We start from the raw sequence: 16,247 nt of genomic DNA, 5'->3' as shown, positions 1-16,247 counted from the left end.
GTCGGCGGGCGGCGTCGCGGCGGCTGCGCATTATAGGAGGAGTGCCGCCGGGTCTTGCCGCCCCGGACTCCTTCGGCCAGTGTGGGAACGGTGCGTCAACTGGCCGGAACGCACCGAAAGTTGACCACGGAGGTGCCATGGGTTCCGAAGCAGCTCACCCCGGGAGCCGAGAGTCCGAGGCCGGCGGTGCGACGCGGGTGCGCGACGTGGTGCGCGACGTGGTGGCCGAGGCCGCCGCGGAGGAACTGCCGCTCGTCGTGTGGCTGACCCGCTTCGACGACGCCTCGGTCGTGCGCCGGCTCGCCGGCCGCAGCCGGAGCGAGGCACTGGGCTTCGGGCTCGGCGAGGTCGCCGCGCTGGTGACGCCCGTGGTGTGGCTGGCACTGGACGCGGTGGGGCAGAAGCTCGCGGGTGCCGCGGTGGACGGCGCCGCGAAGGGGATGAGGGCCGGGCTGCGCAAGGTCTTCCGCAAGGGCGCCGAGCCGGTGACGGTTCCGCCGCTGACGCGCGAACAGCTCGCCGAGGTGCGGCAGTCGGTGCTGGAGTCCGCCGCGCAGCGGGGCATGGCGGAACAGCGCGCGTCGGCGATCGCCGACGCGGTGGTGGCCCGGCTGGTCCTGGCCGAACCGGTCGGCCCCGCGCTCGACCCGGCCGCGCGGGACTCGACCGCATCGGACGCGGTCACGCAGGACCGGGCCGCACCGGAGCCGACCGAACCCGCCCCGACCGAACCCGCCCCGGCGGCGCAGGCCCCGGTGACCGACGGCGAGACGCGATGACCGACGTCCCCGCCGAAGCCACCCCCGAAGCCCGCGAAGCCCCCGAAGTTCCCGGACCCCCCGGACCCCCCGGACCCCCCGAGGCGGCCCCGCGCCCGGCCCCCGCCGCGCCCGACGAGCGGGTCCTCGCCGCCGGCACCACCCTGCGCTTCGTCCTGCTGCTGCTGCTCCTGGCGGCGGCCGGCGTCGAGATGGTCCCCCGGACCGTCTGGCAGCTCCTCGCCTCCTCCCCGCAGGCCGACAAGGAGATGGCCTGTCAGCTGGCCGCGGGCTTCGACCCCGGCGCGTCCGTGAACTCCGGCCTCGTCCAGTCCACCCGGAACGCGTCCGCGCTCAAGGCGTGCACCGCGCGCTACGTCCAGAACTTCGACGGCGTGTCCGTCACCGTGGGCGTGCTGCTGGTCGTCGCGGTCCTCGCGCTGTACTGGCTGCTGCCGGTGTGGAAGGCGCGCCGCACCCGGGTCGTCGCGGTGGCGGAACTGGACCCGACCGGACGGCTGCGGCAGCAGCTCGACGAGCTGGTGCGCACCGCCGGACTCGCCCGCGCGCCCCGCTTCGTGGTCGACCCGGTCGTGCCGGAGGTCGGCGCCGTCGTGTTCGGCCGCTGGCGCAGCCCCACGGTGTGCCTGTACGGCGGGCTGTTCGCCACCAGCGGCACGGACCGGGACCGCTTCCGCGCCGTGGTCCTGCACGAGCTCGCGCACCTCCGGAACAGGGACGTCGGCATCACCTACGCCACCGTCGCCCTGTGGCGCGTCTTCCTCCTGCTGGTGCTGCTCCCGTGGGCGGCGGTGGGGGTGAAGAACCTCTTCTTCACCGGAACCGCCGACGCCCGGGGCCATTTCGCCCCGTTCAACACCCACCAGCTGGTGCTCGGGCTGCTGATCGTGGTCGCCGTCCACCTCACGCGCGCCGGGATCCTGCGCAACCGCGAGATCTACGCCGACCTCATGGCCGCCCGCTGTGGCGCGAGCCGGGAGTCCTGGAGCGTGACCGCCGCGCCGCGCGCCGGCCGTGGCCTGCCCCGGGCCCTCGCCGGGTTCGTCGAACTCTGGCGCACCCACCCGTCCTGGGAACTGCGCCGCGCCTCGCTGACCGACCCGAAGGCACTGTTCGCGCTGGACGCCCTGCCGCTGTTCCTCACCGGGCTCGCGGCCGACATCCTCGTCTGGCAGCTCGGCAGCCTGCCCTTCGACGCCCTCCCCGCCAAGGCGGTGCTCATCGCGGCTCTCGTCGTCGGCATCGGCGGTGTCGCCGTGTGGCGCGCCGCGGTGTACGCCGTCCTCACCGGACGCCGGACCCCGACGGGGTGGCCCGCCGGCCTGTGGCTCGGCACCGGCCTGGTCGCGGGTGAGCTCCTCGGGCCCAGGGCGGCCCTGAACCACTGGTGGCCGGCCCACCCCGAGGCCCTGCTGATCCTGGTCGCCGCGCTCGTCCTGGTGATGGCGTGGACCGCCCAGAACGCCGGGTGGTGGATCGCCTCCTGGCGCGGGCGCTCGCTGCGCCCGGTCATGCTCGTGGGCCTGGCGGCCGCCTCGCTGGCCCTCGGCTGCGTGCTGTACTGGTGGTACACCCAGGGCGAGGCGCTGACCGCGGGATGGCCGTTCACCACGGCCGGGCTCCTGGGCGCGTACGGCCTGCCCGGCCTGCCGCCGGCCCACATCGGCCCGCTGCTGGAGGCCATCGCGGTGCTGGGCGTCCTGCCCGGCGCCCTCACCGCGGCGCACAGCCTGTGGTGGGCCGCGGCGCTGCTCTGGCTGCTGCCGCTGCTCGCCCTGGCGGTCGGGCGGCCGACGGGGCGGCCGAAGTGGCTCGCGCGGGCGCTGCCCGGTGGGCTGTCCGGTGCGCTGCCCGGTGGGCCGCTCGGCGCGGACGTGCCGCCGCCCGCGGCCGGACCGCCCGCGGCTGGTGACGCACAGCCCGAGCCGGCCGCGGTTCCCGAACCGTCCGCGCCTGCCGGCCCGGCCGCACCGCCGCCACCGTCCCCGGCCCGACCCGGGCGGCTGATGGCCGCGGGACTGGCGGGCGGCCTGCTCTGCTGGGCCGGACTGGCCGCGGCGAAGGCCCATCTGCACACGCCGTCCCCGGCGGCCGTGCGGAGCTCGGGCCCGTTCCAGGTCACGTACCTGATGGGGCCGGTCCTGGTGCTCTGCGCCGCGATGGCCCTGACCGCAGCCGTCGTCGCCGCCGTGGCCAGGTCGTCCTGGCTGCTCGCCGGGCTCGTCACGGCCGGTGTCACCGCCCTCGTCGGCACCGTGGGTTCCTTCCTCCTGATGAGCGCGGACGGCTGCGTCGGCCCGTTCAACGTCATGACCCACGTGTGCGGTTGGCGGCCGGAGGTGGTGTGGAGGCTGCTGCAGATCGAGACGGCCTTCGCGCTGACCCTGGGAACGCTGCTGGCGGGCCTGGCCGCCTTCGCGGGCCGGGGCGCGGGCCTGTTGTGGCGGCGGCGCGGCCGGGCCGGGCGGTGCGCCGCGGTACCGGTCGCCGGGCCGGGGCCGCACCGCCGGACGCGGCGGACGCGGCGGCACGCCGTACGGGCGGTCGCCGGCGCGGTGGTGGTGGCCGGGGTCGCGGCGACGGTGGTGATCGCCGTCCAGCTTCCCGGCCCGCGCGGTGGGGGCGGCCGGGGAGGGGAGTCGATGCTGGACCAGCGCACGACCGCTCCCTCGCCGGCGATCGCCCTGGCCCAGCGGCAGGCCTGGGCCGCGGTCGGCGGCCTGGACCACGTCAACGGGCTCTACACGGCGCAGCGCGACTACGCCGCCGCGATCGACGCCGTGGTGAGCACCGCCACGAACGGAGGCTCCGAGGCCCAGGTCGAGGCGGCGATGCGGAAGGTGGGCGACACCTGTGACGCGCTCGACGGCGCGACGCGGCGGGCCGGCGGGTACTTCACCGTGCCCGATCCGACCGGACAGCAGCTGTGGTCCCGAATGCTGGCCGGCTACCGGCAGTTGACCACCGTCTGCCGCGACCTCGCGGAACGGCCGGAATCCGCGGACCCGCAGGCCGCCGGCGTCGCGTACCACTCCGCCATCGACACCGGCGGGCGGATGGTCAGCTGGCTCCTCGCCTCGGGTGCGGTCCGGCAGACCGCGCCGCACTGACCCGGGACCGCCGCAGGACGCGCGCCCCGAGGCCCGGGCGAGGCTCGCCGAGGAGGAGCGGCTCGCCGCGCTCGTCGTCGACGACGGCGTCCGGCTGCCGTCCTGCGCGGTGGGCCGGTTCACCGACCGCATGCGCATGCCCGGACCCGGCCAGGGGCTCTCCGTGGGACACATCGCCTCCGTCGCGACGGACCCCGCCCACCGCCGCCGGGGACACGCCCGGCGGGCCGTCACGGCCGTGCACGACTGGCTCGCCGCCCGCGGCTGCGGCCGGATCGACCTCACCGCCTCCCCGGACGCCGAGGCCCTGTACCGCTCGCTCGGCTACCGGGGCGCCGCCGGACCGACCCCGCTGACCTGGAGCTTCCGCTGACCTGGCCCCCCGCTGACCGACCGGCCCGCGCTCGGCCAACCACCCTTCACTCAGCCGCCGTTCGACCTGACCGCCGAGGCCGGGGCCGCCGGAGTCAAGCGTCCGGCCACCGCCGTCCCGCGTTGACGCGTGCGGGCGGACGGGGTGGGGCGGAACCGGTGGGGCGGAACCGGGCCGGGGGCGCGGGCGTCCGTGGTTCACGACGGCGGTCGAAGATCACGGCCGTCGGCAGCCGCCCCTGGAAGGAGCACCGTGACGGACGGTAGGTCGAAGGGCTCGTCGCCCGCCCGCAGAGGCCGTGGGCGCGCGGCCGCGCTGGTGGGGTGCGGGGTGCTGCTGCTGGGCCCGGCCGTGCTCGCGGTGGTGCGGCTGTGCGGGTGGGACGACGGCACGGTGTGGGCCCTGCCGATGGCCGGGCTGCCGTACGCGGCGCTGCTCGGCGTGGTGCTGCTGGTGGTGGTGGCGGTGCTGCGTGCCCGGTGGCTGAGCCTGGCCGCGGCCGCGCTGGTGGTGCTGCACCTGTGGTGGCTGATACCCCGGCTCGTCCCGGACGCGGCCGACGCGCCCGCCGACGCGCCCCGGCTGCGGGTGGCGACCAGCAACAACTTCATGGGGCAGGTCTCGCCGAAGTCCCTGGTCGACCTGGTGCGGGACCAGCGGATCGACGTGCTCGCGGTCGAGGAGCAGAGCGACTCCGCCGCCGACGCGCTGGACGCGGCCGGCATCCGGGCCCTGCTGCCGCACCGGGAGCGGCCGGTCGGCACCGACACCGCGCTGTACACCCGGCTGCCCGTCGGCTCCGCCGCCGACCCGGCCTGGCCGACCACCAACCTGACCGTCGACGTCGGCGGCCGCCCGGTGCAGCTGGTCGCCGTGCACACCTACTACCCGCTCGGCGACGCCCGCCGCTGGGCCGAGGGACTGCACGACCTGCGCGCCGCCGCGCCCGGCCGTACCCGCAACGCCGTCCTGCTGGGCGACTTCAACGCCACCCTCGACCACAAGCCGATGCGCGACCTGATGGGCACCGGCCTGGCCGACACCCACGAGGAGCTCGGCGCGGGCCTCTTCCCGACCTGGCCCCAGGACCACCCGGACTACCGCGTCCCGGCCGTGATCCAGATCGACCACGTCCTGCACGGGCCCGGGCTGGCCGCCGTCGGCGTCTCCGAGCACGCCCTGCCGCGCAGCGACCACCGCGCGGTGGTGGCCGAACTCGCCGTCCTCTCCTGACCGCTGACGGCCCGGACTGCGGGCGGCACGCCGGGGACGGTCCCGTACCGTCCCCGGCCCGGTGTCATGACGGGTCGCCGGGAACGGCGGCCAGCAGGCTGTGCAGGATCGGCCCGGCCGACCCGCCGCCCGTCACGCCCTGCTCGACGACGCACGCCACCGCGACGTTGCCGCGCCGCGCGACCAGCCAGCCGTTGTTGGGGTCCTTCTCGGAGACCTCGGCGGTGCCGGTCTTCGCGCCGATCTCACCGGGCAGGTCGGCGAGCACGTGCGCCGTCCCGTCGGTGACGGTGGCCCGCATCAGCGAGCGCAGCTGGTCCACCACGGCGGGCGGGAGCGGCTTCGTCGAGGTGGTGTCCGCGCCGCCGGGGACGAGCGTCGGCTGGTGGAACCGTCCGGACGCCGCGGTCGCCGTGACGGACGCCATGACCAGCGGGTTCGCCTGGATCCGGCCCTGCCCGATCATCGACGCGGCCTTCTCCGTCTCGTCCCTGGACACCGGCACCGAGCCGTCGTACGACGGGATCCCGACGTGCCACTCCTGCCCGACCCCGAAGTAGTCCCGCGCGACGTCGCCGAGTTCGCTGTCGCCGAGCTTGCCGCGCAGGCTGATGAAGGCGGTGTTGCAGGACTTGGTGAAGTCCTTGCGGAAGGTGGCGCCCGGGAACTCGGACGTCTCCACGTTGTGGAACTCCTTGCCGACGGTGAGGTACTTGGGGCAGTCCACGACGTCGTCGGGCTTGACGGCGTTCTTGATCAGCAGCGCGCTGCTCGTCACGATCTTCCAGGTGGAGCCGGGCGCGTAGGTGCCGGAGAGCGCCCGGTTGAAGCCGGTGGCGGGGGAGTTGGCCATGGCGAGGATCTCGCCGTTGTCGACCCGCAGGGCGACGAGCGAGGCGTTCTTGCCGCCGGCCTTGTCGGCCAGGGCCTTGTCCGCCGCGGCCTGCCAGGTGGCGTCGAGCGTCGTGGCCGGCGGCTTGTCGGCCGGCTTCGCGTCCCCGGCCCCGAAGGTGGTCTCGGTGCCCGTGACCTCGCCGGTGGCGCGGTCGACGAGCCGGATCGCGCCGCGCGGCGCGGAGCCGCCCTTGGTGAGCTGGGCGAGCACCGGGCGCAGCGACGGCAGGGCGTCGCCCGTCAGGGCGGCCCCGTTGCGGTCGGTGACCTTCGGCGGGGAGGTGTCCTCCCGGTCCAGGCGGAACTTGGCGCTGTCGCTGAGGCGCGGGTGGACGAGTGACATCGACCAGTCGACCTTCCAGGCCCCGCCCTCCTGCTTCCGCACCGGCAGCTCGGACCGGTAGGTCCAGGTGCCCAGCCCGGTGACGGGCATCTTCGCGGTGAACGCGACCTTGACCGAGTGGTCGTCTTGCAGGCCGGCGGGCTCGGGGGTGAGTTCCGGCTTTCCGAGGTCGAGGCCGGCGGTGAAGTTGCGCAGCACCTCCTGGGCCTTGGCGGGGTCGGTGGTGCGGGAGGCCGCGCTGTCGAGCCGGCCGCCCGCCCAGTCGGCGAGGAAGGCCTGGGCCTCGGCGGCCGCCGCGGGATCGGGGGTCTCGGCGGCCTTGGGGGTGCCCGGCCCGGTGAGGGAGGTGCCGCAGGCCGCGGCGGCCGTGGCGGTGGCCGCCGCGAGGGCCACGGCGATGCCGGCCCGCAGGGCGCGGCGACGGCCCCGGTGCTGGTGGGTGGTGGTGGTCCAGGAGCCCGTGGCGGGAGAGGAGGAAGGGTGTGTCATGCCGTGAGGAGAACAACCGGCCCGGGTTCGCGTCCAATTCCGATATCGATCAGCGATTGATAAAAATCGCGTATGATCGCTGGTCGTGGACCTGATCCGGCACCTGGAATGCTTCGTGACTGTTGCAGAAGAGTCACACTTCGGCCGTGCCGCGGCCCGCCTCGGCATGGCCCAGCCACCCCTGTCGCAGCGCATCCAGCGGCTGGAACGGGAGCTGGAGGTGCGGCTCTTCGAGCGGACCAGCCGCCAGGTGGCCATCACCAAGGCGGGCCTGCTGCTGCTCCCCGAGGCACGCGAACTGCTCGCCCGTTCCGAGGCGCTGCGCGCGGCCGCGCGCCGCATCAGGGACGGCGACAGCGCCCTGCTGCGCGCCGGGCTGCCGCCCGACATCGCGGGCGACACCGTCGCCGCCCTCCTCACCGCGTTCCACGACCGCAGCCCCGGCGTGGAACTGGAACTGCACGAGCTGTCCACCGCCGACCAGCTCGCCCGCTTCGCCGCGCACGAACTCGACGTCGGGTTCATCCACCACCCCTGCGACGTCACCGGCCTCGAACTCGGCCCGGTCCTGCGACGCGAACTCGGCGTCCTGCTGCCGCGCGGCGCCGACGCCGCCCGGTCCGCCGAAGTGCCGCTCTCCGCGCTCGCCGGATTCGACCTGATCCTCTTCCCGCGGGCCGGAGCCCCCGCGCTCTACGACGACCTGCTCACCACCTGCGCCCGCGGCGGCTACCAGCCGCCCGCCGTCCGGCACGGCCAGGGCGCCAGCTTCGTGCGCGGCCTCGTGCGCTCCGCCGGCGCCGTCGCCTTCGGCGCGCGCGACGCCCACACCGCCGAGGCCGGCACCGCCGAAGCCGACACCGGCCTGGTCTGGCGCCCCCTCGCGGGCGCCCCGCTGGCCTGGCGGCACTCCGTCGCCTGGCCGCGCGGCCACGGCGACACCGCCGTACGGGCCTTCGCCGACGCGGCCGAGCACGCGCTGCGCACCACCACCGACGCCCGCCCCGACACCCCCACCCGTCCGATGCACCTGCGACCGGCAGCGGAGTACTGGCTGTGACCCCACCTGCGAACGTGTCCGACGCCACCGACCGCATCCGCGCGGCCTTCGCCGACGCCGGGGTCACCGGGTGGCTGCACGCCCTCGACATCGACTCGGCCGCCCGACTCGGCGTCGGCGCCGACCAGCCGGTCTGCACCGCGAGCGTCCACAAGCTCTGCCTGCTGGTCGCGCTGCACGAACAGGCCGCCCAGGGCCACCTCGACCTCACCGAACAGGTCGAGTGCCCGCCGGACGGCCGCACCCCGGGCCCCACCGGCACCGCCGCGATGCTGGACGCCGCCCGGCTGTCGCTGCGCGACCTCGCCTACCTGATGATGGCCGTCAGCGACAACGCCGCGGCGGACCTGCTCCTGGCCCGGGTCGGCCTCGACGCCGTCAACCGCACCACGGCCCGCCTGGGCCTCGACACGACGCGCGCCGCGCACTCCTTCGGCGAGATGCTCGCGAGTATCCGCGAGGACGCGGGCCCCGCCGGCGCCCGGGCGCTCGCCGACCCGCACGTCATCGCGCGGCTGCGCGCCCTCGACCCGGCCCGCACCAACCACAGCACCCCGCGCGACATGACCCGGCTGCTGGGCGCCGTCTGGCGCGACGAGGCCTGCACGCCCGAACACGGCGCCGCCATCCGGCGGATGATGGGCCTCCAGGTGTGGCCGCACCGGATGGCCTCCGGATTCCCCTTCGACGACGTCCACGTCGCGGGCAAGACCGGGTCGCTGCCGACGTTGCGCAACGAGGTCGGCGTCGTCGAGTACCCGGACGGGGGCCGGTACGCCGTGGCCGTCTTCACCCGGACCGCCCGTACCGCGGCCACCCTTCCCGCGGCCGACGCCGTCATCGGTACGGCCGCCCGCATCGCGGTGGACGCGCTGCGCAACCGGTAGCGCGCCGCACATCAGGGGCCGGGGCCCCGGCCCGCCTCAGCCGCCGGGGCGGGCCAGCTCGGCCATGGCCTCCCGCTCGATCCGCGCCAGTTCGCCCAGGAGCCGGCCGGCCCGCTCCAGCGGTGCCGCGTCCTGCGACTCCCCGGCCGCGCCGACCAGTCGGGCCACCTCGGTCCAGCCCGCCGCGGCCTCGGTGTACCGGTCGCGGGCGGTCCGGACCCGGGCGTCGTCGAGCAGCTCGGCGGACTCGGCGAGGAAGTCCCGGTAGAGGTTGCGGAACAGCGCGCCGCCCGTCCCGGCCAGCTCCATCATCCGGGCGGCCCGCGGCAGTTGCTCCCCGGGCCGCTCCGCCCGGGTGAGCCAGCCCGGCACCAGGGAGGCGGCCCTGGCGATGCCGCGGTGGCCGAGGTTGGCGATCGGCGGGTGCAGGAAGGCCGTCGCGCAGGCGGCCATGGCGGGGCCCAGCAGGGCGCGCACGTCCGGGAGTTCGCCCTGCCGGGTGAGGGTGAAGGAGCGGTGGCGGGCGGTCATCGGGCCGCGTTCGGCGCGCGCGGCCGCGAGCGAGGCCAGACTGGTGGTGACGGCGCCGCCCTGCTGGGCGGTGTCGACCAGATGCGCGTCGTTCGCGTCGTAGCCGCGGATCGCGACCACGTGCCCGCCGAAGCGCACCCTGGAGGTGAAGTACTCCAGGTGGTAGCTGTCCAGTTGGAGCCCGACCGGGCGCCCGGCGTCCAGCTCCGCCGTCACGTCGCGCCAGGCCCGGCCGGCGGAGGCGGTCTCGCGGACGTCCAGCCGCAGCCCGAGCCGGGCGGCCAGGGCGCGGGTCAGCTCGAAGGGTTTCACCCGGCCGCCGAGGAACGGGAAGTCCAGCCCCTTGCCGTCCCAGTAGACGAACGACAGCCCGGCCCCGAGGCCGAACAGCATCGGCTCGGACAGCTCGACGCCCTCGTGGCGCAGCAGCACGTCCAGTGCCGTCGTCTCGCAGTGCGAGCCACCCCGTGGCTCCGTCATGCCGCCTCCTCCGTCCGCTCCTCGGCGACCCGGACCACCAGCCGGGTCGTCCACTCCTCCGCCGGGGCCTCGCCCGGCCCGACCAGGTACGCCTCCCGCACCGGTGCCAGCGGCCGCAGCCCCCGCTCGTGCACGGCGGCCAGCAGCGCGTGGTAGGCGAGCGGCAGCCGGGAGTACGGGCCGTGGTGGACCGTCTCCACCACCGGCCCGCCGGGCAGCAGTTCGCGGTCCAGCCCGTCGGGCCCGCCTTCCGGGGCCGTCCCGTCCGTCCTGTCCGTCCTGTCCGTCCTGTCCGTCCCGTCCGCCTCGGCGCCGACCGCGATCCGCATGCCCTCGGCGAGGTCCAGCGGGAACAGCCCCCACAGCGGGGGCTGCCAGGGCGTGTCCCGCAGCCCCGCCAGCAGTCGGCCGACGCACGCGCCGGTCCGCTCCGCGAGCTCGCCCGGCCCGGCCACCGCCCGCGCGACGACCAGGCGCCGTTCCGGCTCCTGCCCGAGGGCGATCCGGTACTCGGGCGGTCCGCCGTCGGTGGCGAGGTGTTCCAGCAGCTCCAGCCGGGCCCGGTCGCGGACGATCCGCTCGGCGATCCGGTCGCGTTCGGCGCGCAGCAGGCGGGCCCGCTCCGGCTCGTCGGCGGCCAGGGTCGCGGCGACCACCGCGAGCGGCACGTCGAGGTCGCGCAGCAGGGCGACGGTGAGCGCGTCGCGGGCCTGGCCGGGCGCGTAGTAGCGGTAGCCGGTGGCGGGGTCGACCCTGGCCGGGCGCAGCAGGCCGGTGTCGTCGTAGTGGCGGAGCTGTTTCACGCTCAGCCGGCAGAGGCGGGCGAAGCGCCCGATGGTGAGGAAGTCGTCCTGGTCTCGCACGGGCCCATCGTGGACCCTCCCGCCGTGGGAGGGTCCAGCCCGGGCGCCCGCCCGCGGCGCAACGGCGCACCGGCCCGCCGCCGGCCGCCGGGCGCCGGGCGGCCGGTCCTGGCCGGGGAACGGCACGGCCCACGGTTCGGCGTCCGGCCGGACGCCGTTGGCGAGGTGGGCGATGGTGCGGTACCAGCCAGTGCGCACCAGGAGTTCCAGCAGCCGCGCGTCGTCGTCCGGACGCAGCGCGTCCCAGGCGGCCGGCGAGAGGTGGGCGGCGTCGTGCGGTTCGTCGACGGAGGCGAGCAGTGCCGCCCGCCGGGGCGACCAGGCGATCCCCGTCGCCATCGGATCGTCGGCGGCGGTGGCCCGGAGCTGTTCGCGGGTGAGCCCGGCCGTGGGGCGACGGCCGTGGCATGCCCGCCCCGTTTGTCGCCGCAGCCGGCCCGGGCGGTCGTCCGGGCGATCACCGGTTCGCGGTCCGCGTCGGGCAGGAGGCCGTGGCCGAGCAGGCCCGAGCCGAGGGCGAACATCCGGGAGGCGAGCCCGGGGTGACGGCGCAGCACGCGGAACAGCGCGAGTGGTTCGTGCGGTGTGCCGGGCGGCATCCGGCCGCGCGGGGACCGGTCGACGCCGCCCTGGACCCACTCACGGCCTGGAGCCACCGCTGGGCCGCCGAAGCGGACGCCCAGCACCCGCCCGCCGTTCGCGGTCCGGTGCTCCGCGCGCCCACCGCGCCGCTCCGGTGCCGGGCTCCGGACCGGGAGCGGAGCGGTCCGGTTCACCGTTGCCGGGGCTTCCGCTCCCGTCGTCGGCCCGTCACTCGAAGCGGCGAACTCGGCACGGCGGCGCCACGGGCGCGCCGACCGGCGGCCGACCGGCCGGAGGCCAGTCGGCGGGCCGACCCCGGCCGCCCGGACACCGGCCGGTCGCCCCGGTCGGCCGGCCACGGTTTCACCCGATGGGATGACGACGGAGCGGCCCCGGGCAGCCGCGACCGGTATACGTGACGTGATCCATCGTTCGGAGACCACCTGCGAGGGGCCCGCCCATGACCGATCCGGCCGACGCGTCGTCAAGGACGGCCACCGAGACGCTGCTGCCGGCCGCCTACGCTCCGCGGGTCGCCCTGATCCGGGGCGCCATGGAGGCCGGGGACACGGTCCTCGCGGCCCACCTGGCCGAGGAGCTCCACCGGCACGTCGCCCTGGAGCGCGGTGCCCTGCACCCCGAGGCGCTGCGCGCGCAGGAGGTGCGGGCGTACGTCGCGGCGGTCGGCGGGGACTCCCTGCGGGCGGCCGACCTGTTCGCGGCGACCGCCACCGCCTGGTCCGACCTCGGCGCATCGGAGCAGTGGGCGGCGTCGCGCAACGCCGAGGTCTGCCGGCGCCGGGCGGAGTCGGCGGCGGCCGCGCCCTCGGCGGTCCGCGTCACGTGGCGCCCGGCCGTCTGCCCGTCCCCGGTGCGGGCGTTCGGGCGCGGCACCGTCGTCGCGGTCGTCCTGGCGACGGCCCTGCTTTCGGGGGCGTCCGATGCCGGCCCGCGGGCCTACCTCGGGCCGGGCCCGCGATCGGCGCCGGACGACCAGCCGGGCGCCCCCGCCGTCGTGGGAGCCCTGGAACTCCCCGCGGCGTCGGTCTCCCCGACACCCGTCGCGGTGCCGCCCCCACCGCCGCCCACCCCCGAACCGGACGCCACACCCACGGGCGAGGCCGACGACCGGAGCGCCGTCCCCGACGACGGCGGACCCGAGGCGGGGCACACCCCGTCGCCCGGCGCGGGGCACCGGCCGGGCTTCCCGCTCGCCCACCCCCGGCCGCGTCCCGCCCCCGACGCCGCCCGGCCGCCCCTCGGCCGGCCCGCCGACGCCGGCACGGACCCCTGCGCCGCCGCCCGCGCGTACGGCGGCCAGTTCCTCGGCCCGCTCATCGAGCTGTGCCACCGCGCCGCCGGAGCCTCGGGCAAGCGGTTCCCGGCCCCCTGACCCGGCCCGGCCCGGCACCGGGCGGGGTCGAGAGGTTGTGTCCGGTCAACGCCCAAGAGCCAGCCGGACCGTCATGGCCGCCGTGGCGAGGAGTCCGAGGCCGGGAGCGATCCGGCACGGTCTCAGCAGCGGTGCCACCGCGGCGCGTTCCCCCCTCCCGTACGGCCGAGGGCCGGGACGGGTCCGGCGGACGCCATGGGCGGGACCGCGCCGCGGGGCGCGGCCCCGAGCGCGCAACGCCCCTGTGGAGGAACGGAGTTCGCGCCGGGATCCCGGGCCGGGGAGGGAAGTGTGCCGGTCCGGTGACGGTGAGGGGTGGGGTGCGTGATCATCGCGTCCGGCCACTCGTCATAATCGTTCCGTCCGCGAATCTCCGCGGGCCGACCCGCCTGACCGGGCCCGTGCCCACCGGGTCGCGTTTCCCGTCCCCACCCCGGAACCCCGGAGGACCACATCGTGCGCCCCAACCGCGCCAAGGGCATGCTCGCCGCAGGGCTTGTCACCGTGCTCGGCGGCCTTCCCGCCGCCGCCACCTCGGCTTCGGCCGCCACCGCCGGCTCCACCGACGAGATGCCCGGGGTGCTGAGGGTCGACGCCGGTAACCAGGCGTGCTCCGACTCCGGGCCGGGAACGGCGGCCAAGCCGTTCTGCTCCGTCGACGCGGCCACCACGGCGGCGCTGCCCGGCCAGACGGTGGAGGTGCTCCGCACCCCGTACGGCGCCGACAGCGTGGTCACCAAGTCGGGTGAGCCCGGCAAGCCCATCACCGTCAAGGGTTCGGTGGGCCGCGACCTGCGGCTGTCCGGTGTGCACGACGTCATCGTGCGGTCGCTGAACGCCGGGGTGATCACGGTCACCGGCTCCAGCCGGGTCACCGTGGTCCGCGCCGACGTCTCCGGGATCAAGGTCACCGACTCGCCCGGGACGACCCTCACCAACAACACGGTGGCGGAGGGCTGCACGGTCGGCATCGAGCTGGCCGGCGACTCCTCCGGCTCGAACCTGTTCAACAACCTGGTGCGCAGCCACTTCTCGCCCGCCGCGCCCTACACCTGCCCCAAGCCGGACGGCGCGGAGATCGTGGTCTCCGCCCCGTCCGCGAAGGACACCCGGGCCGGCTCGAACACCGTCGCGCCGTACTGGACGAACTTCAGCAACGGCACCCCGTACCTCTGGGCGGGCACCCGGTACGAGACGCCCGAGGCGCTCGAGGCCGCGACCGACGGCCGGGCCGGCCGGCTCGACTACGTGCTGACGCGCTGGCAGGACGGCAACGCGGAGAACAGCGAGGTCGTCGACTCCGCCGACGAGACCGCGCCCGGCTTCGTGCCGGTCGCGCACCCGGCCGACGACCCGTCGCGGCCGAACCTCGGCACCGGTCTGGGCTACCACGACCGCGGGGCGATCGAGCGCCAGGAGCCGATATCCGTCGCCCAGTTGTCGGCCGACCAGCAGCAGGCGCCGTACGGCACCGAGATCACGCTGACGGCGACCACCGGCAACGACGACGGCCACTGGCCGACCTCGGTGATGAGCTACCGCTACGACTTCGGTGACGGCACCCCCGCGGTCACCTCCGGCTCCCGGGTCGTCAAGCACACCTACGCCTCGGCCGGCACCTACTACGCCAACGTCACCGTGGACACCGGCGCCGGCCAGCCGTTCACCGGCCGGTACGCCGTGCAGGTGCGGGCCACGTACCCCGGGCCGCTGACCGCCCGCGCCACCGTCCAGCAGGTCGTCCCGGACCAGTTCGACACCGCCGACGCCCCGCCGCTGGGCGTGCGGGTCGACCCGTCGGGCACCTCCTCGCCGTGGCAGGTCGCCAAGGTCGTGGTGGACTACGGCGACGGGACCCCCGCCGTCACCCGCACCACCCTGGACGCGGACGTCCACGGCTACACCTCGCCGGGCGACTACACCGTCACGGTGACGGTCACCGACACCGCCGGCCACACCAGCACCGCCGCGTACCCCTTCCGGGCCGCGTACGCGCCGACCGGGTTCCTGCGCACCGAGCCGTACCGGCTCGTCGACACCCGCGAGGACCCGAAGCTCGACCTCAAGGGCGGCGCCGAGGTGCCCTTCGCGATCCCGACCGGCGCCGAGACCGGGCCGAACGGCGTGCCGGGGAACGTCACCACCGTCGTCCTGAACGTGACCGTCACGGACGCCACCGAGGACACCCACCTCACCGTCTGGCCGACCGGGCAGGCCCGCCCGATCACCTCGAACGTGAACGTGGCGGCCGGCCGCACCTCGTCCAACATGGTCACCGTGCCGATCGGTGACGCCAAGCGGATCAGCACCCTGCTCAACTCCGGCCGCGCCGAGGTGATCGTCGACGTCGTCGGCTTCTACCGCCCCAACGGCGGCCACCTGTTCACCCCGCTGGCGCCGAGCCGGCTGGTGGACACCCGGGAGAGCGGCAAGCTCGGTTCGGGCGAGACGCGCGCGGTGAAGGTCGCGGGCGTCGGCGGCGTTCCGGCGGACGCCACCTCCGTGGTGATGAACCTGACCAGCACCGACACCACCGCCGACAGCCACCTCAAGGTGTACCCGGGCGGCGGGACCAAGCCGGTCAGCTCCAACCTGAACCCGGAGCCCGGCAAGGACAAGTCCAACCAGGTCATCGTCCCGGTCGGCCCGGACGGCACCGTCAACGTGTACAACCACAACGGGTCCACCCACGTCATCCTGGACGTCTTCGGGTACTACGCCCCCAACGGCCAGGCCAAGTTCACGCCGACCGTGCCGGTGCGCCTGGCCGACACCCGCACCGGGGCGTTCGCCAAGCCGGGCCCGGACAGCACCACCGTCGTCGGCGGCATCCCGGCCGGCGCCCGGGCGGCCGTCCTCAACGTGACGTCCACCAACACCACCGGGGACAGCTACCTCACCGTGCACGCCCACGGCACCCCGCGCCCCGGCACCAGCAACCTCAACGTGCTGGCCGGCCAGACCGTGCCCAACCACGTGACCACGCCGGTCAGTTCGGACGGCAAGGTGGACATCTACAACCACCTCGGCAGCACCGACATCATCGCCGACCTGTTCGGCTACTACACGGACGCCTGGCCGAAGTCCTGACCCCGGCGCTCCCGCGCGGCGGCGGCCCGCACCCGAGGCAACACCCCGACACCGTCCGCCTCACCCTGGACGGCAGGGAACTGGCACCCGGCACCGCCCTGGACACCACCGCCCTCGCGCTCGGCAAGCACACCCTGCGC

At 75.8% G+C, this 16,247-nt stretch carries 11 protein-coding genes; 8 read left to right on the top strand and 3 right to left on the bottom strand.

The window, feature by feature from the left end:
* The first annotated feature begins 137 nt into the window (after window positions 1-137).
* From ACWD4P_RS23745 to ACWD4P_RS23730, 4 genes are all read left to right on the top strand, one after another.
* Window positions 138-779, top strand: a complete 642-nt coding sequence (locus tag ACWD4P_RS23745) for a hypothetical protein (RefSeq protein WP_449780960.1) — start codon at window positions 138-140, stop codon at window positions 777-779.
* Window positions 776-3,889: a M48 family metallopeptidase gene (locus ACWD4P_RS23740; protein ID WP_449780959.1), complete on the top strand. Its 3,114-nt coding sequence runs from the start codon at window positions 776-778 to the stop codon at window positions 3,887-3,889. The genes ACWD4P_RS23745 and ACWD4P_RS23740 overlap by 4 nt, the downstream gene beginning before the upstream one ends.
* On the top strand, window positions 3,861-4,262 hold the full coding sequence (locus tag ACWD4P_RS23735) for a GNAT family N-acetyltransferase (protein ID WP_449780958.1): 402 nt from the start codon (window positions 3,861-3,863) through the stop codon (window positions 4,260-4,262). Before ACWD4P_RS23740 ends, ACWD4P_RS23735 begins: the two co-directional genes overlap by 29 nt.
* Window positions 4,263-4,514: 252 nt before the next feature.
* Complete coding sequence (locus ACWD4P_RS23730) at window positions 4,515-5,495, top strand: endonuclease/exonuclease/phosphatase family protein (RefSeq protein WP_359829421.1); 981 nt, start codon at window positions 4,515-4,517, stop codon at window positions 5,493-5,495.
* 64 nt (window positions 5,496-5,559) lie between these two features.
* On the opposite strand, the gene ACWD4P_RS23725 is transcribed toward ACWD4P_RS23730, so the two are convergent.
* Window positions 5,560-7,221 carry a penicillin-binding transpeptidase domain-containing protein gene (locus ACWD4P_RS23725; protein WP_449780957.1) on the bottom strand — a complete coding sequence of 554 codons (1,662 nt, stop codon included), beginning with the start codon at window positions 7,219-7,221 and terminating at the stop codon, window positions 5,560-5,562.
* An 85-nt stretch (window positions 7,222-7,306) separates the two neighbouring features.
* On the opposite strand from ACWD4P_RS23725, the gene ACWD4P_RS23720 reads away from it, so the two are divergent.
* Window positions 7,307-8,281 (top strand): LysR family transcriptional regulator, encoded by a 975-nt coding sequence (locus ACWD4P_RS23720; RefSeq protein ID WP_449780956.1) that lies wholly within the window; start codon window positions 7,307-7,309, stop codon window positions 8,279-8,281.
* 14 nt (window positions 8,282-8,295) lie between these two features.
* Complete coding sequence (locus tag ACWD4P_RS23715; RefSeq protein ID WP_449780979.1) at window positions 8,296-9,168, top strand: serine hydrolase; 873 nt, start codon at window positions 8,296-8,298, stop codon at window positions 9,166-9,168.
* A 36-nt stretch (window positions 9,169-9,204) separates the two neighbouring features.
* Here the strand turns inward: ACWD4P_RS23715 and ACWD4P_RS23710 are convergent, their stop codons facing one another.
* Both ACWD4P_RS23710 and ACWD4P_RS23705 read right to left on the bottom strand, forming a co-directional pair.
* Window positions 9,205-10,179, bottom strand: coding sequence for a BtrH N-terminal domain-containing protein (locus tag ACWD4P_RS23710; protein ID WP_449780955.1), 975 nt, complete (start codon window positions 10,177-10,179; stop codon window positions 9,205-9,207).
* Window positions 10,176-11,381, bottom strand: a complete 1,206-nt coding sequence (locus ACWD4P_RS23705) for a MerR family transcriptional regulator (protein WP_449780954.1) — start codon at window positions 11,379-11,381, stop codon at window positions 10,176-10,178. The genes ACWD4P_RS23710 and ACWD4P_RS23705 overlap by 4 nt, the downstream gene beginning before the upstream one ends.
* 703 nt (window positions 11,382-12,084) lie before the next feature.
* Between ACWD4P_RS23705 and ACWD4P_RS23700 the strand changes: the two genes are divergently transcribed.
* Window positions 12,085-13,017 carry a hypothetical protein gene (locus ACWD4P_RS23700; protein WP_449780953.1) on the top strand — a complete coding sequence of 311 codons (933 nt, stop codon included), beginning with the start codon at window positions 12,085-12,087 and terminating at the stop codon, window positions 13,015-13,017.
* Window positions 13,018-13,473: 456 nt separating this feature from the next.
* Complete coding sequence (locus tag ACWD4P_RS23695; protein ID WP_449780952.1) at window positions 13,474-16,107, top strand: PKD domain-containing protein; 2,634 nt, start codon at window positions 13,474-13,476, stop codon at window positions 16,105-16,107.
* Window positions 16,108-16,247: the final 140 nt, after the last annotated feature.

The sequence above is a fragment of the Kitasatospora sp. NPDC002543 genome (assembly GCF_053594915.1).
This window is presented reverse-complemented; position numbering and strand designations above follow the sequence as displayed.